The sequence below is a fragment of the Arthrobacter sp. D5-1 genome (assembly GCF_017357425.1).
Classification (GTDB): Bacteria; Actinomycetota; Actinomycetes; order Actinomycetales; family Micrococcaceae; genus Arthrobacter.
The window spans coordinates 238,424-261,951 of sequence record NZ_CP014571.1 but is presented as its reverse complement, the minus strand read 5'-3'; the positions used below and the strand labels follow the sequence as shown (position 1 = coordinate 261,951).

The following is a 23,528-nucleotide window of genomic DNA, read 5'->3' as shown; positions in this document are numbered from 1 at the left end:
CAACTGTGGTGTTGTTATTTAGTTGTTGGTTCCGGCAACCCTTGGTGCGGGTTGTTGTTCGGGAACCACATAGTGGACGCGTGCAGTGTGTTGTGTGGTGTAAGTTGTTGGCCTATTAGTACCGGTCAGCTTCACGAGTCTTTAGTCCTCGCTTCCACATCCGGCCTATCAACCCAGTGGTCTGGCTGGGGGCCTCTCACACATAAATGTGTATGGAAATCTCATCTTGAAGCGAGCTTCCCGCTTAGATGCTTTCAGCGGTTATCCCATCCGAACGTAGCTAATCAGCGATGCACTTGGCAGTACAACTGACACACCAGAGGTTCGTCCGTCCCGGTCCTCTCGTACTAAGGACAGCCCTTCTCAAATTTCCTGCGCGCGCAGCGGATAGGGACCGAACTGTCTCACGACGTTCTAAACCCAGCTCGCGTACCGCTTTAATGGGCGAACAGCCCAACCCTTGGGACCTACTCCAGCCCCAGGATGCGACGAGCCGACATCGAGGTGCCAAACCATGCCGTCGATATGGACTCTTGGGCAAGATCAGCCTGTTATCCCCGAGGTACCTTTTATCCGTTGAGCGACGGCCATTCCACAATGTACCGCCGGATCACTAGTCCCGACTTTCGTCCCTGCTTGAGATGTCTCTCTCACAGTCAAGCTCCCTTGTGCACTTACACTCGACACCTGATTGCCAACCAGGCTGAGGGAACCTTTGGGCGCCTCCGTTACTTTTTAGGAGGCAACCGCCCCAGTTAAACTACCCATCAGGCACTGTCCCTGACCCGGATCACGGGCCGAAGTTAGATGTCCAAAGTGACCAGAGTGGTATTTCAACGATGACTCCACCCGAACTGGCGTCCGGGTTTCAACGTCTCCCACCTATCCTACACAAGCCACTCCGAACACCAATACCAAACTATAGTAAAGGTCTCGGGGTCTTTCCGTCCTGCTGCGCGTAACGAGCATCTTTACTCGTACTGCAATTTCGCCGAGTTTATGGTTGAGACAGCGGGGAAGTCGTTACTCCATTCGTGCAGGTCGGAACTTACCCGACAAGGAATTTCGCTACCTTAGGATGGTTATAGTTACCACCGCCGTTTACTGGGGCTTAAATTCTCAGCTTCGCCACACAAGGTGGCTAACCGGTCCTCTTAACCTTCCAGCACCGGGCAGGAGTCAGTCCGTATACATCGTCTTGCGACTTCGCACGGACCTGTGTTTTTAGTAAACAGTCGCTTCCCCCTGGTCTCTGCGGCCCACACCCGCTCACGGAGAGCAAGTCTCCATCACGGGGCAGGCCCCCCTTCTCCCGAAGTTACGGGGGCATTTTGCCGAGTTCCTTAACCATAATTCTCTCGATCGCCTTGGTATTCTCTACCTGATCACCTGTGTCGGTTTGGGGTACGGGCGGCTAAAACCTCGCGTCGATGCTTTTCTAGGCAGCATAGGATCACCGGATCCCCCCATACGGGAGTCCCATCAGATCTCAGGAACGTGCTCGAAGCACACAGGAACGGATTTGCCTATCCCTGACCCTACATCCTTAGACCGGGGCAACCATCGCCCGGCCCGGCTACCTTCCTGCGTCACACCTGTTAATACGCTTACCTCCCGGGATCAGGTCCCGCGCTCGGCCAAAACCCACAACACCACAAGGGTGAGCGGGCAGGCTCCGGGCGGTTAGTATCCCCCGCTTGGCATGGGCGGTTTTTCGCCGGTACGGGAATATCAACCCGTTGTCCATCGACTACGCCTGTCGGCCTCGCCTTAGGTCCCGACTTACCCAGGGCAGATTAGCTTGACCCTGGAACCCTTGATCATTCGGCGGACGGGTTTCTCACCCGTCTTTCGCTACTCATGCCTGCATTCTCACTCGTGTAGGCTCCACCGCTGGTTTCCACCGCGACTTCACTGCCCACACGACGCTCCCCTACCACTCCACACCCCTGAACCACGAAGGCTAGGGCAATGTGTGAAATCCACAACTTCGGCGGTGTACTTGAGCCCCGCTACATTGTCGGCGCGGAATCACTTGACCAGTGAGCTATTACGCACTCTTTCAAGGATGGCTGCTTCTAAGCCAACCTCCTGGTTGTCTTCGCAACTCCACATCCTTTCCCACTTAGCACACGCTTAGGGGCCTTAGTTGGTGGTCTGGGCTGTTTCCCTCTCGACTATGAAGCTTATCCCCCACAGTCTCACTGCTGCGCTCTCACTTACCGGCATTCGGAGTTTGGCGGCTCTTCGCGGTTGATGGTGAAACAGGTTCCGTGTCTTGAAATCTGAAGGGCTCGTAGCCCTGCTGTGATGGATGTTCTCTACGCATTCATCAAGAGTCAGGAGCTACGAGCCTTGAACGAGCCTACTTCGCCGCGCCCCGATGCTGCCACCGCCATTTTCAACCTGCCCGACTACCGGGTCACCGGCACCGAGGTCCTCGCCTTCGGGCAGCGACGGATCCGCGTCGTGGCCACCGCCGAGGCCGGCTGCCCGTCCTGCGGCGTGATCAGCACCCGCGTGCATTCACGCCGGTCACAACGCCTGCGTGACATCCCTGTCGCCGGCCCGGTCGAAGTGGTCTGGGCCAAGCGGAGGTTCTTCTGCGATGAGTACCTGTGCCCCCGCCGGACATTCACCGAGGAGACAGCCGAGGTACCGCGCCGGGCACGGTCCACCCGCCGGCTCCGTGAGGCCCTGGTGGCCGCCGTGATCGGTTCCGGGAGGGCCGCCGCCGAGGCTGCCTCTTCATTCGGTGTCTCGTGGTGGCTTGTCCAGCGGGCACTGGATTCCGCGGCGCTGACGCTGCCCGATGTCGATGCCCTGGCACCGCGGATGCTCGGCATCGATGAACACCGCTACCGGTCCGTGCGGTTCTTCCGCGACCCTGCCACGAAGGCCTGGAAACGCTACGAACCCTGGATGACCACCATCGTCGATCTCGACACCGGACAAGTCCTCGGGATCGTTGACGGCCGCGACAGCGAGGGGGTAGGAGACTGGCTGTTCGCCCGCCCGCTTCAGTGGCGGCTGGGCGTGCAGGTCGTTGCCATCGACCCCTCGGCGGCGTTCCGCAAGGCCCTGCGGATGTGGCTTCCACGCACCGCTGTCTCAGTCGACGCGTTCCACCTGGTCAAGCTCGGCAACGACATGCTCACCGAAGTCCGGCAACGACTCACCCAGCAGACCCATGGTCGGCGGGGGCGCTCCATCGATCCGGTCTGGGCCAACCGGCGACTGCTCCTGCGCGCCGGGGACACGCTCTCGGATCGGGCCCGGGACAGGCTCAGCAACGTGTTCGCGACCGACGATGTCACCGGGAAGCTGCAGGCCGCGTGGCTGGTCAAGGAACAGCTCCGGGCCCTGCTGACTACCGGCTCTCTTGCCGACGCTGCCGCCGCGAAGGACCGGCTGCAGGTCCTGGTCGAGCGAGCCGCGCAGCCGGAGACGAACCGGCTGTGGCGCACAATCTGCCGGTGGTGGAAAGAGATCGAAGTCCTCATTGTCACCGGTGCGACAACCGCGAAAGTGGAAGCCAACAACACCGCGATAAAACACATAAAGAGGACGGGTCGGGGATTCACCAACGCACGCAACTACAAAACCCGTATCCTGTTGCGCAGTGCCGCCAGAACAGCGGCATGAACATCCCTCACGGCAGAACGTTCACCACGAACCGTGAAGAGCCAGTTTGGCTGACGTCAGTAACCTTGTAGGGCCCATCGGCCATCCAGTAGCTCTACCTCCGGCAAGAAACACGCAACGCTGCACCTAAATGCATTTCGGGGAGAACCAGCTATCACGGAGTTTGATTGGCCTTTCACCCCTACCCACAGCTCATCCCCTCCATTTTCAACTGAAGTGGGTTCGGTCCTCCACGACGTCTTACCGTCGCTTCAACCTGGCCATGGGTAGATCACTCCGCTTCGGGTCTAGATCACGCCACTACACTCGCCCTGTTCAGACTCGCTTTCGCTACGGCTACCCCACACGGGTTAACCTCGCGACGTAACACTAACTCGCAGGCTCATTCTTCAAAAGGCACGCCGTCACAACTACTATGCGATCACTCGCGGTTGCTCCGACGGATTGTAAGCACACGGTTTCAGGTACTGTTTCACTCCCCTCCCGGGGTACTTTTCACCTTTCCCTCACGGTACTGGTCCGCTATCGGTCATTAGGAAGTATTTAGGCTTATCAGGTGGTCCTGACAGATTCGCACGGGATTTCTCGGGCCCCGTGCTACTTGGGATACTCTCCAGGCTGCACACAACATTACGGTTACGGGGCTCCCACCCTCTCTGGCCGGCCTTTCAAGACCGTTCACCTATGCCTGCACATCACCCCAACGGTCCGGCAGAACCATCACGGAAAGTCCCACAACCCCGCCCATGCAACGCCCGCCGGCTATCACACATGGAACGGTTTAGCCTGATCCGCGTTCGCTCGCCACTACTAACGGAATCACTATTGTTTTCTCTTCCTGCGGGTACTGAGATGTTTCACTTCCCCGCGTTCCCCCCACGCACCCTATGTGTTCAGATGCGGGTCACACAATCACCTTGCAGCGTTGTGCGGGGTTTCCCGGCTCTTCACGGTTCGTGGTGAACGTTCTGCCGTGAGGGATGTTCATGCCGCTGTTCTGGCGGCACTGCGCAACAGGATACGGGTTTTGTAGTTGCGTGCGTTGGTGAATCCCCGACCCGTCCTCTTTATGTGTTTTATCGCGGTGTTGTTGGCTTCCACTTTCGCGGTTGTCGCACCGGTGACAATGAGGACTTCGATCTCTTTCCACCACCGGCAGATTGTGCGCCACAGCCGGTTCGTCTCCGGCTGCGCGGCTCGCTCGACCAGGACCTGCAGCCGGTCCTTCGCGGCGGCAGCGTCGGCAAGAGAGCCGGTAGTCAGCAGGGCCCGGAGCTGTTCCTTGACCAGCCACGCGGCCTGCAGCTTCCCGGTGACATCGTCGGTCGCGAACACGTTGCTGAGCCTGTCCCGGGCCCGATCCGAGAGCGTGTCCCCGGCGCGCAGGAGCAGTCGCCGGTTGGCCCAGACCGGATCGATGGAGCGCCCCCGCCGACCATGGGTCTGCTGGGTGAGTCGTTGCCGGACTTCGGTGAGCATGTCGTTGCCGAGCTTGACCAGGTGGAACGCGTCGACTGAGACAGCGGTGCGTGGAAGCCACATCCGCAGGGCCTTGCGGAACGCCGCCGAGGGGTCGATGGCAACGACCTGCACGCCCAGCCGCCACTGAAGCGGGCGGGCGAACAGCCAGTCTCCTACCCCCTCGCTGTCGCGGCCGTCAACGATCCCGAGGACTTGTCCGGTGTCGAGATCGACGATGGTGGTCATCCAGGGTTCGTAGCGTTTCCAGGCTCTTCACGGTTCGTGGTGAACGTTCTGCCGTGAGGGATGTTCATGCCGCTGTTCTGGCGGCACTGCGCAACAGGATACGGGTTTTGTAGTTGCGTGCGTTGGTGAATCCCCGACCCGTCCTCTTTATGTGTTTTATCGCGGTGTTGTTGGCTTCCACTTTCGCGGTTGTCGCACCGGTGACAATGAGGACTTCGATCTCTTTCCACCACCGGCAGATTGTGCGCCACAGCCGGTTCGTCTCCGGCTGCGCGGCTCGCTCGACCAGGACCTGCAGCCGGTCCTTCGCGGCGGCAGCGTCGGCAAGAGAGCCGGTAGTCAGCAGGGCCCGGAGCTGTTCCTTGACCAGCCACGCGGCCTGCAGCTTCCCGGTGACATCGTCGGTCGCGAACACGTTGCTGAGCCTGTCCCGGGCCCGATCCGAGAGCGTGTCCCCGGCGCGCAGGAGCAGTCGCCGGTTGGCCCAGACCGGATCGATGGAGCGCCCCCGCCGACCATGGGTCTGCTGGGTGAGTCGTTGCCGGACTTCGGTGAGCATGTCGTTGCCGAGCTTGACCAGGTGGAACGCGTCGACTGAGACAGCGGTGCGTGGAAGCCACATCCGCAGGGCCTTGCGGAACGCCGCCGAGGGGTCGATGGCAACGACCTGCACGCCCAGCCGCCACTGAAGCGGGCGGGCGAACAGCCAGTCTCCTACCCCCTCGCTGTCGCGGCCGTCAACGATCCCGAGGACTTGTCCGGTGTCGAGATCGACGATGGTGGTCATCCAGGGTTCGTAGCGTTTCCAGGCCTTCGTGGCAGGGTCGCGGAAGAACCGCACGGACCGGTAGCGGTGTTCATCGATGCCGAGCATCCGCGGTGCCAGGGCATCGACATCGGGCAGCGTCAGCGCCGCGGAATCCAGTGCCCGCTGGACAAGCCACCACGAGACACCGAATGAAGAGGCAGCCTCGGCGGCGGCCCTCCCGGAACCGATCACGGCGGCCACCAGGGCCTCACGGAGCCGGCGGGTGGACCGTGCCCGGCGCGGTACCTCGGCTGTCTCCTCGGTGAATGTCCGGCGGGGGCACAGGTACTCATCGCAGAAGAACCTCCGCTTGGCCCAGACCACTTCGACCGGGCCGGCGACAGGGATGTCACGCAGGCGTTGTGACCGGCGTGAATGCACGCGGGTGCTGATCACGCCGCAGGACGGGCAGCCGGCCTCGGCGGTGGCCACGACGCGGATCCGTCGCTGCCCGAAGGCGAGGACCTCGGTGCCGGTGACCCGGTAGTCGGGCAGGTTGAAAATGGCGGTGGCAGCATCGGGGCGCGGCGAAGTAGGCTCGTTCAAGGCTCGTAGCTCCTGACTCTTGATGAATGCGTAGAGAACATCCATCACAGCAGGGCTACGAGCCCTTCAGATTTCAAGACACGGAACCTGTTTCACCATCAACCGCGAAGAGCCCGTTTCCAGGCCTTCGTGGCAGGGTCGCGGAAGAACCGCACGGACCGGTAGCGGTGTTCATCGATGCCGAGCATCCGCGGTGCCAGGGCATCGACATCGGGCAGCGTCAGCGCCGCGGAATCCAGTGCCCGCTGGACAAGCCACCACGAGACACCGAATGAAGAGGCAGCCTCGGCGGCGGCCCTCCCGGAACCGATCACGGCGGCCACCAGGGCCTCACGGAGCCGGCGGGTGGACCGTGCCCGGCGCGGTACCTCGGCTGTCTCCTCGGTGAATGTCCGGCGGGGGCACAGGTACTCATCGCAGAAGAACCTCCGCTTGGCCCAGACCACTTCGACCGGGCCGGCGACAGGGATGTCACGCAGGCGTTGTGACCGGCGTGAATGCACGCGGGTGCTGATCACGCCGCAGGACGGGCAGCCGGCCTCGGCGGTGGCCACGACGCGGATCCGTCGCTGCCCGAAGGCGAGGACCTCGGTGCCGGTGACCCGGTAGTCGGGCAGGTTGAAAATGGCGGTGGCAGCATCGGGGCGCGGCGAAGTAGGCTCGTTCAAGGCTCGTAGCTCCTGACTCTTGATGAATGCGTAGAGAACATCCATCACAGCAGGGCTACGAGCCCTTCAGATTTCAAGACACGGAACCTGTTTCACCATCAACCGCGAAGAGCCGGTTTCCCCATTCGGACATCCTGGGATCAACGCTCGGTTATCAACTCCCCCAGGCTTATCGCAGATTCCTACGTCCTTCTTCGGCTCCTAATGCCAAGGCATCCACCGTGTGCCCTTAAAAACTTGACCACACAAAGATCAAAAACTTACTCGAGAGAACCACGACCACAAGGGCCAGGTTCATTCATAAGAAATTGCTGTAGAAACACACACACCAACCCCGAAAGGCCAGCCATGCATGTCTCAGATGCTCGCGTCCACTATGTAGTTCTCAAACAACAACCCCATCAACCAGACCACCACCACCCCACACAGGGACACGCGGCAGAACCGGAAGCAGGAACAAAAGAAACACCAGAACGATGCCCTCTGCATTGCTGCAAAAAGGTCCTGTTGCCTCAGGACCCAACAGTGCGCCAAACACAACCCCCACAAACCATGCACCCCGGCAGCGTTCCCAACAACACCCACCCCCACAAAAAGCAGAGACACATGCTGCCGTACTGGCACCAGGACACAACCGGTAAAGGCCATGCCAAACAAGTTTGATTCGTTGATATTCCACCCATGAGCACCCACCGCAGAACAGACGCCTGCGCAATGGGCAACACTGACAACCACCACGAACTGCATACACAGAACACGGAACAGCTGCTAGCAGCTCCTTAGAAAGGAGGTGATCCAGCCGCACCTTCCGGTACGGCTACCTTGTTACGACTTAGTCCCAATCGCCGGTCCCACCTTCGACGGCTCCCCCCACAAGGGTTAGGCCACCGGCTTCGGGTGTTACCAACTTTCGTGACTTGACGGGCGGTGTGTACAAGGCCCGGGAACGTATTCACCGCAGCGTTGCTGATCTGCGATTACTAGCGACTCCGACTTCATGGGGTCGAGTTGCAGACCCCAATCCGAACTGAGACCGGCTTTTTGGGATTAGCTCCACCTCACAGTATCGCAACCCTTTGTACCGGCCATTGTAGCATGCGTGAAGCCCAAGACATAAGGGGCATGATGATTTGACGTCGTCCCCACCTTCCTCCGAGTTGACCCCGGCAGTCTCCTATGAGTCCCCGCCATAACGCGCTGGCAACATAGAACGAGGGTTGCGCTCGTTGCGGGACTTAACCCAACATCTCACGACACGAGCTGACGACAACCATGCACCACCTGTAAACCGACCGCAAGCGGGGCACCTGTTTCCAGGTATTACCGGTTCATGTCAAGCCTTGGTAAGGTTCTTCGCGTTGCATCGAATTAATCCGCATGCTCCGCCGCTTGTGCGGGCCCCCGTCAATTCCTTTGAGTTTTAGCCTTGCGGCCGTACTCCCCAGGCGGGGCACTTAATGCGTTAGCTACGGCGCGGAAAACGTGGAATGTCCCCCACACCTAGTGCCCAACGTTTACGGCATGGACTACCAGGGTATCTAATCCTGTTCGCTCCCCATGCTTTCGCTCCTCAGCGTCAGTTACAGCCCAGAGACCTGCCTTCGCCATCGGTGTTCCTCCTGATATCTGCGCATTTCACCGCTACACCAGGAATTCCAGTCTCCCCTACTGCACTCTAGTCTGCCCGTACCCACTGCAGAACCGGAGTTGAGCCCCGGTCTTTCACAGCAGACGCGACAAACCGCCTACGAGCTCTTTACGCCCAATAATTCCGGATAACGCTTGCGCCCTACGTATTACCGCGGCTGCTGGCACGTAGTTAGCCGGCGCTTCTTCTGCAGGTACCGTCACTTTCGCTTCTTCCCTACTGAAAGAGGTTTACAACCCGAAGGCCGTCATCCCTCACGCGGCGTCGCTGCATCAGGCTTGCGCCCATTGTGCAATATTCCCCACTGCTGCCTCCCGTAGGAGTCTGGGCCGTGTCTCAGTCCCAGTGTGGCCGGTCACCCTCTCAGGCCGGCTACCCGTCGTCGCCTTGGTAGGCCATTACCCCACCAACAAGCTGATAGGCCGCGAGTCCATCCAAAACCACAAAAGCTTTCCACCACCTGACATGCGTCAGACGGTCATATCCGGTATTAGACCCAGTTTCCCAGGCTTATCCCAGAGTCAAGGGCAGGTTACTCACGTGTTACTCACCCGTTCGCCACTAATCCCCCAGCAAGCTGGGATCATCGTTCGACTTGCATGTGTTAAGCACGCCGCCAGCGTTCATCCTGAGCCAGGATCAAACTCTCCGTTGAAGTAAAACAAATCAAACAGACACAACCACACCCACCGGAAATAACGGCCGGCACGGCTGCACAAAATTCGAAACCAGCTGAAAACCAGACCACCACACACGGGGGTGCGCAATGATCCAGCCATAATTTCAACCAATCAATAAAACAATCGGTATCAACAAACTTGGCACACTATTGAGTTCTCAAACAACAGACCCCCCAAAACATCACCCACAGCACACCACACAAAGCAGCGCACCCAAACAGGGCCATTGGAAAAGAAGAGTTATTTTTGGCCGCCTACCGAACCGTACACACCTTCCGGCTTTCCGTTTCGCACCCGGCGACTCAGAAAACAATACACGCCCCCAACCCCCAACGCAAATCCACCCCCACACCCCACCCCACCCACCCCCAAAACCCCACCAAACCGCCGTCGAACGCGCCGGACGTCAGGGCATCAGCTCCGCCGCACGGCAGGGAAGATATGCAGCGTGGCTGCAGCGCACTGCACAGTTATGGGTCGCAATCAGCGGGCCAATGACGTTGACGCCGCCTGGTGGGAGGATGGAACGCATGGAACTGCACATCACGGGAGATGCCGCCGCCGACAGACTGCTCAGTGACGACGCTTTTGCGTTGCTCACGGGCATGTTGCTCGATCAACAGGTCACCATGGAATCTGCCTTTGCTGGCCCTGAGAAGATTCGTGCCCGCCTCGGGTCCTTGGATCCAGCCACCATCGCTGAGCACGATCCCGTTGGTTTCGTCGAAGTATTCAAGGAGAAGCCGGCCGTCCATCGCTTCCCCGGTTCCATGGCCGGCAGGGTCCAGGCACTGGCGGAAACGGTCCACAGCGACTGGAATGGTGATGCTGCCTTGATCTGGACCCGCGGCAACCCCGACGGTCCCGAGGTACTGCGCCGACTTAAAGCGTTGCCAGGCTTCGGCGAGCAGAAGGCGAAGATCTTCCTGGCCCTGCTTGGCAAGCAATGCGGCCTTCAAGCCGATGGATGGCGGGAAGCCGCCGGCCACTACGGCGAGGAAGGATCGTACTTGTCCGTTGCCGACATCGTGGATCCTGAGTCCTTGGTCAAGGTCCGTGCCAGCAAACAGGCAGCAAAGGCAGCGGCGAAGGCCGCGAAGTCGTCCAACGCCTAGTTCGCGCCGACTCTACCTTCTGACGTTCGTGCACGGCTCTCCTGGATTGCCATCATCGGCCACACCTCTGTTTGAACTCAGGCAGGTCGTCGCTCAAGCACGATGAATGGCACTGGAACGTTCGACGGGGCTTGAAACAGAAGGTTCATCGCTGAAGCGAAAGCCCGCCGACGGCGCTTATGGACAGAATGAACCACACCGCCTTGGAAAACGATGTTGCCACCCTGGAGGCGCTGCTGGCTGAGGGGGCTTCCCCCGATGCCAATGACAAAGCTGGTTTCACGCCACTACATTTCGCTGCCCAAGAATATGCTGTCGCCGCAGCGGATGCGAGCGGTGAACTAAGGGATGTGCCGCCCGGAAGCTACCGTTTGCGGGTCAGTGCGAAGGCCCGCGATGCAGGAGAAGACGGAGAGTTCTCCGAAGAGGTTATCGATTACTACCTGCTGGAGATGTGGCCAGCTTCGCAGCCGGACGCCATCCTGCGTTCCAGCAGCAAGGGCGCCGAGTACTGGCACAAGACGAATGGAAGCCGCCGCTGAACGCAGGAGTGATTCTTCTTAGGCGCTGTTCACGCCCGGGCTTTGTGGGACCCACCGATGAGATGCCGGTGCCCTAAGGGTGCGGCTGACCTAACGCCCAGGCTCTCAAAGGAGAGCACCAGAGCGTTCGGTAGGGGATCGGCTTACGTGACATGTCGTGGACTGTTCTTGGCCTTGTCTAAGCGCATAGACGGCTACGGCCAGATACCCGGCTCTTCGCGGTTGATGGTGAAACAGGTTCCGTGTCTTGAAATCTGAAGGGCTCGTAGCCCTGCTGTGATGGATGTTCTCTACGCATTCATCAAGAGTCAGGAGCTACGAGCCTTGAACGAGCCTACTTCGCCGCGCCCCGATGCTGCCACCGCCATTTTCAACCTGCCCGACTACCGGGTCACCGGCACCGAGGTCCTCGCCTTCGGGCAGCGACGGATCCGCGTCGTGGCCACCGCCGAGGCCGGCTGCCCGTCCTGCGGCGTGATCAGCACCCGCGTGCATTCACGCCGGTCACAACGCCTGCGTGACATCCCTGTCGCCGGCCCGGTCGAAGTGGTCTGGGCCAAGCGGAGGTTCTTCTGCGATGAGTACCTGTGCCCCCGCCGGACATTCACCGAGGAGACAGCCGAGGTACCGCGCCGGGCACGGTCCACCCGCCGGCTCCGTGAGGCCCTGGTGGCCGCCGTGATCGGTTCCGGGAGGGCCGCCGCCGAGGCTGCCTCTTCATTCGGTGTCTCGTGGTGGCTTGTCCAGCGGGCACTGGATTCCGCGGCGCTGACGCTGCCCGATGTCGATGCCCTGGCACCGCGGATGCTCGGCATCGATGAACACCGCTACCGGTCCGTGCGGTTCTTCCGCGACCCTGCCACGAAGGCCTGGAAACGCTACGAACCCTGGATGACCACCATCGTCGATCTCGACACCGGACAAGTCCTCGGGATCGTTGACGGCCGCGACAGCGAGGGGGTAGGAGACTGGCTGTTCGCCCGCCCGCTTCAGTGGCGGCTGGGCGTGCAGGTCGTTGCCATCGACCCCTCGGCGGCGTTCCGCAAGGCCCTGCGGATGTGGCTTCCACGCACCGCTGTCTCAGTCGACGCGTTCCACCTGGTCAAGCTCGGCAACGACATGCTCACCGAAGTCCGGCAACGACTCACCCAGCAGACCCATGGTCGGCGGGGGCGCTCCATCGATCCGGTCTGGGCCAACCGGCGACTGCTCCTGCGCGCCGGGGACACGCTCTCGGATCGGGCCCGGGACAGGCTCAGCAACGTGTTCGCGACCGACGATGTCACCGGGAAGCTGCAGGCCGCGTGGCTGGTCAAGGAACAGCTCCGGGCCCTGCTGACTACCGGCTCTCTTGCCGACGCTGCCGCCGCGAAGGACCGGCTGCAGGTCCTGGTCGAGCGAGCCGCGCAGCCGGAGACGAACCGGCTGTGGCGCACAATCTGCCGGTGGTGGAAAGAGATCGAAGTCCTCATTGTCACCGGTGCGACAACCGCGAAAGTGGAAGCCAACAACACCGCGATAAAACACATAAAGAGGACGGGTCGGGGATTCACCAACGCACGCAACTACAAAACCCGTATCCTGTTGCGCAGTGCCGCCAGAACAGCGGCATGAACATCCCTCACGGCAGAACGTTCACCACGAACCGTGAAGAGCCAGATACCCCTGATTGCGCTATCAGCAGGCCCAGTCGAACGTAGCGGATTCCGGATCGAATTGAGCGTTGCCGCCACCGCCGAAGTTGAGCCCCGAGTTCTCTTCCAGTTCGAGGTACCAAGGAGTAAGCCCGCCGGGCATTGCTTTAGACGGGGAAGGCAGTTCCGCCCGAGAGTGGCGCTGCAGGGGTCTTGGTTTAGGGGTTGGGTGGTTAAAGGGGCTCTTCACGGTTCGTGGTGAACGTTCTGCCGTGAGGGATGTTCATGCCGCTGTTCTGGCGGCACTGCGCAACAGGATACGGGTTTTGTAGTTGCGTGCGTTGGTGAATCCCCGACCCGTCCTCTTTATGTGTTTTATCGCGGTGTTGTTGGCTTCCACTTTCGCGGTTGTCGCACCGGTGACAATGAGGACTTCGATCTCTTTCCACCACCGGCAGATTGTGCGCCACAGCCGGTTCGTCTCCGGCTGCGCGGCTCGCTCGACCAGGACCTGCAGCCGGTCCTTCGCGGCGGCAGCGTCGGCAAGAGAGCCGGTAGTCAGCAGGGCCCGGAGCTGTTCCTTGACCAGCCACGCGGCCTGCAGCTTCCCGGTGACATCGTCGGTCGCGAACACGTTGCTGAGCCTGTCCCGGGCCCGATCCGAGAGCGTGTCCCCGGCGCGCAGGAGCAGTCGCCGGTTGGCCCAGACCGGATCGATGGAGCGCCCCCGCCGACCATGGGTCTGCTGGGTGAGTCGTTGCCGGACTTCGGTGAGCATGTCGTTGCCGAGCTTGACCAGGTGGAACGCGTCGACTGAGACAGCGGTGCGTGGAAGCCACATCCGCAGGGCCTTGCGGAACGCCGCCGAGGGGTCGATGGCAACGACCTGCACGCCCAGCCGCCACTGAAGCGGGCGGGCGAACAGCCAGTCTCCTACCCCCTCGCTGTCGCGGCCGTCAACGATCCCGAGGACTTGTCCGGTGTCGAGATCGACGATGGTGGTCATCCAGGGTTCGTAGCGTTTCCAGGCCTTCGTGGCAGGGTCGCGGAAGAACCGCACGGACCGGTAGCGGTGTTCATCGATGCCGAGCATCCGCGGTGCCAGGGCATCGACATCGGGCAGCGTCAGCGCCGCGGAATCCAGTGCCCGCTGGACAAGCCACCACGAGACACCGAATGAAGAGGCAGCCTCGGCGGCGGCCCTCCCGGAACCGATCACGGCGGCCACCAGGGCCTCACGGAGCCGGCGGGTGGACCGTGCCCGGCGCGGTACCTCGGCTGTCTCCTCGGTGAATGTCCGGCGGGGGCACAGGTACTCATCGCAGAAGAACCTCCGCTTGGCCCAGACCACTTCGACCGGGCCGGCGACAGGGATGTCACGCAGGCGTTGTGACCGGCGTGAATGCACGCGGGTGCTGATCACGCCGCAGGACGGGCAGCCGGCCTCGGCGGTGGCCACGACGCGGATCCGTCGCTGCCCGAAGGCGAGGACCTCGGTGCCGGTGACCCGGTAGTCGGGCAGGTTGAAAATGGCGGTGGCAGCATCGGGGCGCGGCGAAGTAGGCTCGTTCAAGGCTCGTAGCTCCTGACTCTTGATGAATGCGTAGAGAACATCCATCACAGCAGGGCTACGAGCCCTTCAGATTTCAAGACACGGAACCTGTTTCACCATCAACCGCGAAGAGCCGTTAAAGGGGAAGAGCCCCGACCTGTGGTCGGGGCTCTTGCCTTAATGGTTGTCCGGCGGTGTCCTACTCTCCCACACCCTCCCGGGTGCAGTACCATCGGCGCTGTGGGTCTTAGCTTCCGGGTTCGGAATGGGACCGGGCGTTTCCCCCACGCTATGACCGCCGTAACTCTGTTACCCGTCCCGGCCCCCTTGTTGGTGGGGGTGGGTGGGAAGACTTTGTGGTTACAACTGTGGTGTTGTTATTTAGTTGTTGGTTCCGGCAACCCTTGGTGCGGGTTGTTGTTCGGGAACCACATAGTGGACGCGTGCAGTGTGTTGTGTGGTGTAAGTTGTTGGCCTATTAGTACCGGTCAGCTTCACGAGTCTTTAGTCCTCGCTTCCACATCCGGCCTATCAACCCAGTGGTCTGGCTGGGGGCCTCTCACACATAAATGTGTATGGAAATCTCATCTTGAAGCGAGCTTCCCGCTTAGATGCTTTCAGCGGTTATCCCATCCGAACGTAGCTAATCAGCGATGCACTTGGCAGTACAACTGACACACCAGAGGTTCGTCCGTCCCGGTCCTCTCGTACTAAGGACAGCCCTTCTCAAATTTCCTGCGCGCGCAGCGGATAGGGACCGAACTGTCTCACGACGTTCTAAACCCAGCTCGCGTACCGCTTTAATGGGCGAACAGCCCAACCCTTGGGACCTACTCCAGCCCCAGGATGCGACGAGCCGACATCGAGGTGCCAAACCATGCCGTCGATATGGACTCTTGGGCAAGATCAGCCTGTTATCCCCGAGGTACCTTTTATCCGTTGAGCGACGGCCATTCCACAATGTACCGCCGGATCACTAGTCCCGACTTTCGTCCCTGCTTGAGATGTCTCTCTCACAGTCAAGCTCCCTTGTGCACTTACACTCGACACCTGATTGCCAACCAGGCTGAGGGAACCTTTGGGCGCCTCCGTTACTTTTTAGGAGGCAACCGCCCCAGTTAAACTACCCATCAGGCACTGTCCCTGACCCGGATCACGGGCCGAAGTTAGATGTCCAAAGTGACCAGAGTGGTATTTCAACGATGACTCCACCCGAACTGGCGTCCGGGTTTCAACGTCTCCCACCTATCCTACACAAGCCACTCCGAACACCAATACCAAACTATAGTAAAGGTCTCGGGGTCTTTCCGTCCTGCTGCGCGTAACGAGCATCTTTACTCGTACTGCAATTTCGCCGAGTTTATGGTTGAGACAGCGGGGAAGTCGTTACTCCATTCGTGCAGGTCGGAACTTACCCGACAAGGAATTTCGCTACCTTAGGATGGTTATAGTTACCACCGCCGTTTACTGGGGCTTAAATTCTCAGCTTCGCCACACAAGGTGGCTAACCGGTCCTCTTAACCTTCCAGCACCGGGCAGGAGTCAGTCCGTATACATCGTCTTGCGACTTCGCACGGACCTGTGTTTTTAGTAAACAGTCGCTTCCCCCTGGTCTCTGCGGCCCACACCCGCTCACGGAGAGCAAGTCTCCATCACGGGGCAGGCCCCCCTTCTCCCGAAGTTACGGGGGCATTTTGCCGAGTTCCTTAACCATAATTCTCTCGATCGCCTTGGTATTCTCTACCTGATCACCTGTGTCGGTTTGGGGTACGGGCGGCTAAAACCTCGCGTCGATGCTTTTCTAGGCAGCATAGGATCACCGGATCCCCCCATACGGGAGTCCCATCAGATCTCAGGAACGTGCTCGAAGCACACAGGAACGGATTTGCCTATCCCTGACCCTACATCCTTAGACCGGGGCAACCATCGCCCGGCCCGGCTACCTTCCTGCGTCACACCTGTTAATACGCTTACCTCCCGGGATCAGGTCCCGCGCTCGGCCAAAACCCACAACACCACAAGGGTGAGCGGGCAGGCTCCGGGCGGTTAGTATCCCCCGCTTGGCATGGGCGGTTTTTCGCCGGTACGGGAATATCAACCCGTTGTCCATCGACTACGCCTGTCGGCCTCGCCTTAGGTCCCGACTTACCCAGGGCAGATTAGCTTGACCCTGGAACCCTTGATCATTCGGCGGACGGGTTTCTCACCCGTCTTTCGCTACTCATGCCTGCATTCTCACTCGTGTAGGCTCCACCGCTGGTTTCCACCGCGACTTCACTGCCCACACGACGCTCCCCTACCACTCCACACCCCTGAACCACGAAGGCTAGGGCAATGTGTGAAATCCACAACTTCGGCGGTGTACTTGAGCCCCGCTACATTGTCGGCGCGGAATCACTTGACCAGTGAGCTATTACGCACTCTTTCAAGGATGGCTGCTTCTAAGCCAACCTCCTGGTTGTCTTCGCAACTCCACATCCTTTCCCACTTAGCACACGCTTAGGGGCCTTAGTTGGTGGTCTGGGCTGTTTCCCTCTCGACTATGAAGCTTATCCCCCACAGTCTCACTGCTGCGCTCTCACTTACCGGCATTCGGAGTTTGGCTGACGTCAGTAACCTTGTAGGGCCCATCGGCCATCCAGTAGCTCTACCTCCGGCAAGAAACACGCAACGCTGCACCTAAATGCATTTCGGGGAGAACCAGCTATCACGGAGTTTGATTGGCCTTTCACCCCTACCCACAGCTCATCCCCTCCATTTTCAACTGAAGTGGGTTCGGTCCTCCACGACGTCTTACCGTCGCTTCAACCTGGCCATGGGTAGATCACTCCGCTTCGGGTCTAGATCACGCCACTACACTCGCCCTGTTCAGACTCGCTTTCGCTACGGCTACCCCACACGGGTTAACCTCGCGACGTAACACTAACTCGCAGGCTCATTCTTCAAAAGGCACGCCGTCACAACTACTATGCGATCACTCGCGGTTGCTCCGACGGATTGTAAGCACACGGTTTCAGGTACTGTTTCACTCCCCTCCCGGGGTACTTTTCACCTTTCCCTCACGGTACTGGTCCGCTATCGGTCATTAGGAAGTATTTAGGCTTATCAGGTGGTCCTGACAGATTCGCACGGGATTTCTCGGGCCCCGTGCTACTTGGGATACTCTCCAGGCTGCACACAACATTACGGTTACGGGGCTCCCACCCTCTCTGGCCGGCCTTTCAAGACCGTTCACCTATGCCTGCACATCACCCCAACGGTCCGGCAGAACCATCACGGAAAGTCCCACAACCCCGCCCATGCAACGCCCGCCGGCTATCACACATGGAACGGTTTAGCCTGATCCGCGTTCGCTCGCCACTACTAACGGAATCACTATTGTTTTCTCTTCCTGCGGGTACTGAGATGTTTCACTTCCCCGCGTTCCCCCCACGCACCCTATGTGTTCAGATGCGGGTCACACAATCACCTTGCAGCGTTGTGCGGGGTTTCCCCATTCGGACATCCTGGGATCAACGCTCGGTTATCAACTCCCCCAGGCTTATCGCAGATTCCTACGTCCTTCTTCGGCTCCTAATGCCAAGGCATCCACCGTGTGCCCTTAAAAACTTGACCACACAAAGATCAAAAACTTACTCGAGAGAACCACGACCACAAGGGCCAGGTTCATTCATAAGAAATTGCTGTAGAAACACACACACCAACCCCGAAAGGCCAGCCATGCATGTCTCAGATGCTCGCGTCCACTATGTAGTTCTCAAACAACAACCCCATCAACCAGACCACCACCACCCCACACAGGGACACGCGGCAGAACCGGAAGCAGGAACAAAAGAAACACCAGAACGATGCCCTCTGCATTGCTGCAAAAAGGTCCTGTTGCCTCAGGACCCAACAGTGCGCCAAACACAACCCCCACAAACCATGCACCCCGGCAGCGTTCCCAACAACACCCACCCCCACAAAAAGCAGAGACACATGCTGCCGTACTGGCACCAGGACACAACCGGTAAAGGCCATGCCAAACAAGTTTGATTCGTTGATATTCCACCCATGAGCACCCACCGCAGAACAGACGCCTGCGCAATGGGCAACACTGACAACCACCACGAACTGCATACACAGAACACGGAACAGCTGCTAGCAGCTCCTTAGAAAGGAGGTGATCCAGCCGCACCTTCCGGTACGGCTACCTTGTTACGACTTAGTCCCAATCGCCGGTCCCACCTTCGACGGCTCCCCCCACAAGGGTTAGGCCACCGGCTTCGGGTGTTACCAACTTTCGTGACTTGACGGGCGGTGTGTACAAGGCCCGGGAACGTATTCACCGCAGCGTTGCTGATCTGCGATTACTAGCGACTCCGACTTCATGGGGTCGAGTTGCAGACCCCAATCCGAACTGAGACCGGCTTTTTGGGATTAGCTCCACCTCACAGTATCGCAACCCTTTGTACCGGCCATTGTAGCATGCGTGAAGCCCAAGACATAAGGGGCATGATGATTTGACGTCGTCCCCACCTTCCTCCGAGTTGACCCCGGCAGTCTCCTATGAGTCCCCGCCATAACGCGCTGGCAACATAGAACGAGGGTTGCGCTCGTTGCGGGACTTAACCCAACATCTCACGACACGAGCTGACGACAACCATGCACCACCTGTAAACCGACCGCAAGCGGGGCACCTGTTTCCAGGTATTACCGGTTCATGTCAAGCCTTGGTAAGGTTCTTCGCGTTGCATCGAATTAATCCGCATGCTCCGCCGCTTGTGCGGGCCCCCGTCAATTCCTTTGAGTTTTAGCCTTGCGGCCGTACTCCCCAGGCGGGGCACTTAATGCGTTAGCTACGGCGCGGAAAACGTGGAATGTCCCCCACACCTAGTGCCCAACGTTTACGGCATGGACTACCAGGGTATCTAATCCTGTTCGCTCCCCATGCTTTCGCTCCTCAGCGTCAGTTACAGCCCAGAGACCTGCCTTCGCCATCGGTGTTCCTCCTGATATCTGCGCATTTCACCGCTACACCAGGAATTCCAGTCTCCCCTACTGCACTCTAGTCTGCCCGTACCCACTGCAGAACCGGAGTTGAGCCCCGGTCTTTCACAGCAGACGCGACAAACCGCCTACGAGCTCTTTACGCCCAATAATTCCGGATAACGCTTGCGCCCTACGTATTACCGCGGCTGCTGGCACGTAGTTAGCCGGCGCTTCTTCTGCAGGTACCGTCACTTTCGCTTCTTCCCTACTGAAAGAGGTTTACAACCCGAAGGCCGTCATCCCTCACGCGGCGTCGCTGCATCAGGCTTGCGCCCATTGTGCAATATTCCCCACTGCTGCCTCCCGTAGGAGTCTGGGCCGTGTCTCAGTCCCAGTGTGGCCGGTCACCCTCTCAGGCCGGCTACCCGTCGTCGCCTTGGTAGGCCATTACCCCACCAACAAGCTGATAGGCCGCGAGTCCATCCAAAACCACAAAAGCTTTCCACCACCTGACATGCGTCAGACGGTCATATCCGGTATTAGACCCAGTTTCCCAGGCTTATCCCAGAGTCAAGGGCAGGTTACTCACGTGTTACTCACCCGTTCGCCACTAATCCCCCAGCAAGCTGGGATCATCGTTCGACTTGCATGTGTTAAGCACGCCGCCAGCGTTCATCCTGAGCCAGGATCAAACTCTCCGTTGAAGTAAAACAAATCAAACAGACACAACCACACCCACCGGAAATAACGGCCGGCACGGCTGCACAAAATTCGAAACCAGCTGAAAACCAGACCACCACACACGGGGGTGCGCAATGATCCAGCCATAATTTCAACCAATCAATAAAACAATCGGTATCAACAAACTTGGCACACTATTGAGTTCTCAAACAACAGACACTACCGGCACCACCCACACCCACAAGGGTCCAGGATCGCTCCGGAGCAACTTTTCAAACTTACCCGAACCAGCCGCACAAAGCAAACCAGAACCCGGGCCTCCCACACCAACCAGCAGCACACAAAAGCACCACCGAAACCGGCAATTTGAAGGGAGTCGGTCGCCATCTTTCCGCATCAGCGGCGGCGACTCGAATAACTTTACACGCGCCCCACCCCCACACCAAATCCACCCCAACACCACCCAAAAACCCCGCCAACACAAGGAAAACACCCCCAAAACCACCCCACCACACCCCAAACCAACCCAAGTGAAGCCCATCACACAACCCCACCACCGCCGTCGAACCCCAACCAAACCCAAGGAACATGAGAGAGCATCCGCCCCAAACCCGCGGGATGTGAGCGAGCGACGCCATCAAACCCGAGGGATGTGAGCGAGCGTCGGAAGGTGGACGCTGCACGACCGACCGCCACCCCCTAACCAAGGGCGCCACCCCTACCAACGGCGCCACCCCGTTAACCAACAAAGCTCCCCCACCACGGTGGGAGAGCTTTGCGGGAAACCGGTCGTCAGCAACCGCGGGTTCAGTGGCCGCCGTGTCCTGCGGCGCCGTCGGTCTTGCGCATCATGGCACCGAGCACCACAGCAGCAACCGCGATAACAGTGGCGGCCATGAACGCCGCCTGCATGCCGGCGACCTGGTTCGAAGATGCAGAAACCACCGCATAGATGGACACCAGCAGCGCCGTACCGGCTGCACCGGCTACCTGCTGCGCGGTGCTGATGATCGCCGATCCGTGCGAGTAGAGGTGCGGCGGCAGCGGGTTCAGGCCAGTGGTGAACGCCGGCGTGAAGAGCAGGGCAAGGCCAAGGCTCAGGGTGACGTGCAGGGCAATGACCCAGCCAAGCGAGCTTCCCTCATCCAAGCGGGAGAACTGCCACAGCGTCAGGACCATGAGCACAGAACCGGTGACGGTGAGCGGCAGGGGGCCAACCTTGTCGAAAATCCGTCCGATGACCGGACCCAGCAGGCCCATGGCCAAACCGCCCGGCAGCAGTGCGAGTCCAGTCTCCAACGGCTGCAGGTGCAGGGTGTTCTGGAGGTACAGCGGCAACAGAATCACACCACCGAACAGGGCCATCATGGCTACCACCATCAGCAGCGTGGACACCGTGAACATGCGGAACTTGAAGGCACGAAGATCCAGCAGCGGGGCGTCGGACTTCTGGAGCTTGAGCTGCCGGAAGACAAAAAGTGCCAGGCAGAGGACACCAACCACCAGCGCGATCACGGGAACAACGCCGGCCTCGGCGCCACCAATCTGGCTCAGACCGTAGACCAGGCCACCGAAAGCGGGAACAGTGAGGATAACGGAAGGCACGTCAAGCGTGGTCTTCTCGCGCTCCCCCACGTTGGTGAGGTACTTGGCACCTATCGCGAAAGCCGCCAAGGCAACAGGCAGCACGAATACGAACATGAAGCGCCAGGAGAAGTGGTCCAGGATGATGCCGGAAACGGTGGGGCCCATAGCCGGAGCAACCGAGATGGCAATGCTGACGTTGCCCATGACGGCTCCGCGTTTGGACATGGGTACCAGCGTCAGGATGGTGGTCATCAACAGCGGCAGCATGATGGCAGTGCCGCCGGCTTGAACGATGCGCGCCAGCAAAAGCACCAGGAAACCCGGCGCCAAGGCGGCCAGCAAAGTACCACCGCTGAAGAGACCCATGGCCAGCATGAACGCCCCGCGGGTGCTCATCCGCTGAAGGATGAAACCTGTCGTGGGAATGACGACGGCCATGGTCAGCATGAAGCCGGTAGCCAGCCACTGCACAGTGGACGCACTCACCTGGAGGTCCGTCATGAGGCGCTGGAGGGCGACGTTCATGATGGTCTCATTGAGGATCACCACGAAGGTTGCCACCAAAAGGGTGACGATGACCGTCACGGATTCACGGGACATCTTCCCGGAAACCGGCGCCTGCGACGCCGGAGCCGGCGGGGCCTGGTAAGGCGTTGCCTCTACAGAGGCGACCGAACCGGATGCTCCGGATTCAGGCTTGCCGTTGGCGTCGGACGTGACGTCGGTAGACATGAGGGTTCCCCAAGGGTTGGATTTGGTGTCCGGCGATCGATGCCGGTGAAGACTAGAACAGTCTAAAGGCCTATCCAATTCCCGTCAGTAGAAAAATTCCTAACGCTAGGAGAACAAAGGAGCGTTGTCGATGAGCCGCACAGGCCCCACCTTCGCCGCAATGATCGCCAGCCCTTCCCCGCGGAACGGTGTCTCCTTGCAGTTTTCGGCGAGCGGTTCCAAAGTGTTGGGGTCGACGACGTCGAAATAGTCCAGTTGCACCAACGGTTGGGATTCAACAAGCGCGACGGCGGAGTCCAGGTCCAGTGGTTCGTGCGCGGTTGCCCGGGACTCGATAAGGCGCAAAGCCCGCGACAACACAAGGGCGGCCTCTCGTTCCTCATCGGAAAGGAACCTGTTTCGGCTTGAAAGCGCCAGGCCGTCCTCACTGCGAACGATGGGCACAGGAACGATCTCCACCGGGAAGTTCAGGTCCGAGACCATCCGCTTTACCAAAGCCAACTGCTGCGCGTCCTTCTGGCCAAAGTAAGCCCGGTAGGCCGCCGTCGTGCCGTCAACGGCAGCACCTCCGGGAAGTCCGTAGTGCAGCAGCTTGGCCACTACGGTCAGGGCGCCGTCAAAGTGACCGGGGCGCGAAGCACCTTCCCATTTTTCGCCCAACGGTCCGGAGGTTACCCGCACCAGGGGCTGTCCGCCGGGATACACCTCGTCAACGGACGGCGCGAACACGAGGTCAACGCCTTCGGCGTCCAGCAGGGCCATGTCGGCGTCGAGCGTGCGCGGGTAGCGGTCCAGGTCAACGGCGTCGCCGAACTGCAGCGGGTTGACGAAGATGGTGGCCACCACCACGTCGTTCTCGGCCGCGGCGGTCCGTGCCAGTGCCGCGTGGCCTGAGTGCAGGGCACCCATGGTGGGGACCAATCCCTGCGAATTCCCGCCCTTCGATGCCAGCAAGCGTGCACTTTCAGCACGCAGTTCCGCCGCGGTAGTCACGAGTTTGATGGCCATGCTG

Annotated in this window: 8 protein-coding genes and 5 rRNA genes; 3 read left to right on the top strand and 10 right to left on the bottom strand. The window is 59.8% G+C overall.

The features are described 5' to 3' along the window. Positions 1-94: 94 nt before the first annotated feature. The 4 genes from AYX22_RS01205 to AYX22_RS01190 all read right to left on the bottom strand — a co-directional run bounded on the left by AYX22_RS01205 (position 95) and on the right by AYX22_RS01190 (position 9,677). Positions 95-4,786, bottom strand: a 23S ribosomal RNA gene (locus AYX22_RS01205). Positions 4,787-5,416: 630 nt separating this feature from the next. Beyond that, complete coding sequence (locus AYX22_RS01200; RefSeq protein ID WP_231941989.1) at positions 5,417-6,751, bottom strand: ISL3 family transposase; 1,335 nt, start codon at positions 6,749-6,751, stop codon at positions 5,417-5,419. Between the two features lie 53 nt (positions 6,752-6,804). Continuing rightward, entirely contained in the window at positions 6,805-7,419 is a 615-nt protein-coding gene (locus tag AYX22_RS01195) for a transposase family protein (RefSeq protein WP_242703473.1), read from the bottom strand. A 738-nt stretch (positions 7,420-8,157) separates the two neighbouring features. Continuing rightward, a 16S ribosomal RNA gene (locus AYX22_RS01190) occupies positions 8,158-9,677 on the bottom strand. A 546-nt stretch (positions 9,678-10,223) separates the two neighbouring features. Here AYX22_RS01190 and AYX22_RS01185 point away from each other — a divergent pair. From AYX22_RS01185 to AYX22_RS01175, 3 genes are all read left to right on the top strand, one after another. Further along, positions 10,224-10,817, top strand: a complete 594-nt coding sequence (locus AYX22_RS01185; RefSeq protein ID WP_207595742.1) for an HhH-GPD-type base excision DNA repair protein — start codon at positions 10,224-10,226, stop codon at positions 10,815-10,817. A 188-nt stretch (positions 10,818-11,005) separates the two neighbouring features. Next, the gene (locus AYX22_RS01180) at positions 11,006-11,359 is read left to right on the top strand and encodes an ankyrin repeat domain-containing protein (protein ID WP_207595741.1); all 354 of its coding nucleotides are present in this window, start codon (positions 11,006-11,008) and stop codon (positions 11,357-11,359) included. A 279-nt stretch (positions 11,360-11,638) separates the two neighbouring features. Further along, on the top strand, positions 11,639-12,973 hold the full coding sequence (locus tag AYX22_RS01175) for an ISL3 family transposase (RefSeq protein ID WP_231941989.1): 1,335 nt from the start codon (positions 11,639-11,641) through the stop codon (positions 12,971-12,973). Positions 12,974-13,276: 303 nt separating this feature from the next. On the opposite strand, the gene AYX22_RS01170 is transcribed toward AYX22_RS01175, so the two are convergent. The 6 genes from AYX22_RS01170 to panC all read right to left on the bottom strand — a co-directional run bounded on the left by AYX22_RS01170 (position 13,277) and on the right by panC (position 23,524). Beyond that, positions 13,277-14,611, bottom strand: a complete 1,335-nt coding sequence (locus tag AYX22_RS01170) for an ISL3 family transposase (protein WP_231941989.1) — start codon at positions 14,609-14,611, stop codon at positions 13,277-13,279. A gap of 120 nt (positions 14,612-14,731) precedes the next feature. Beyond that, positions 14,732-14,848 (bottom strand): 5S ribosomal RNA (gene rrf / locus AYX22_RS01165). Between the two features lie 154 nt (positions 14,849-15,002). After that, a 23S ribosomal RNA gene (locus AYX22_RS01160) occupies positions 15,003-18,160 on the bottom strand. Positions 18,161-18,700: 540 nt separating this feature from the next. After that, positions 18,701-20,220: ribosomal RNA gene (locus tag AYX22_RS01155) — 16S ribosomal RNA — on the bottom strand. Together the 16S, 23S and 5S rRNA genes form the textbook arrangement of a ribosomal RNA operon. A gap of 784 nt (positions 20,221-21,004) precedes the next feature. After that, positions 21,005-22,516 carry a DHA2 family efflux MFS transporter permease subunit gene (locus AYX22_RS01150; protein WP_207595740.1) on the bottom strand — a complete coding sequence of 504 codons (1,512 nt, stop codon included), beginning with the start codon at positions 22,514-22,516 and terminating at the stop codon, positions 21,005-21,007. 105 nt (positions 22,517-22,621) lie between these two features. Beyond that, the gene (gene panC, locus AYX22_RS01145) at positions 22,622-23,524 is read right to left on the bottom strand and encodes a pantoate--beta-alanine ligase (RefSeq protein WP_207595739.1); all 903 of its coding nucleotides are present in this window, start codon (positions 23,522-23,524) and stop codon (positions 22,622-22,624) included. Between the last annotated feature and the right edge of the window lie 4 nt (positions 23,525-23,528).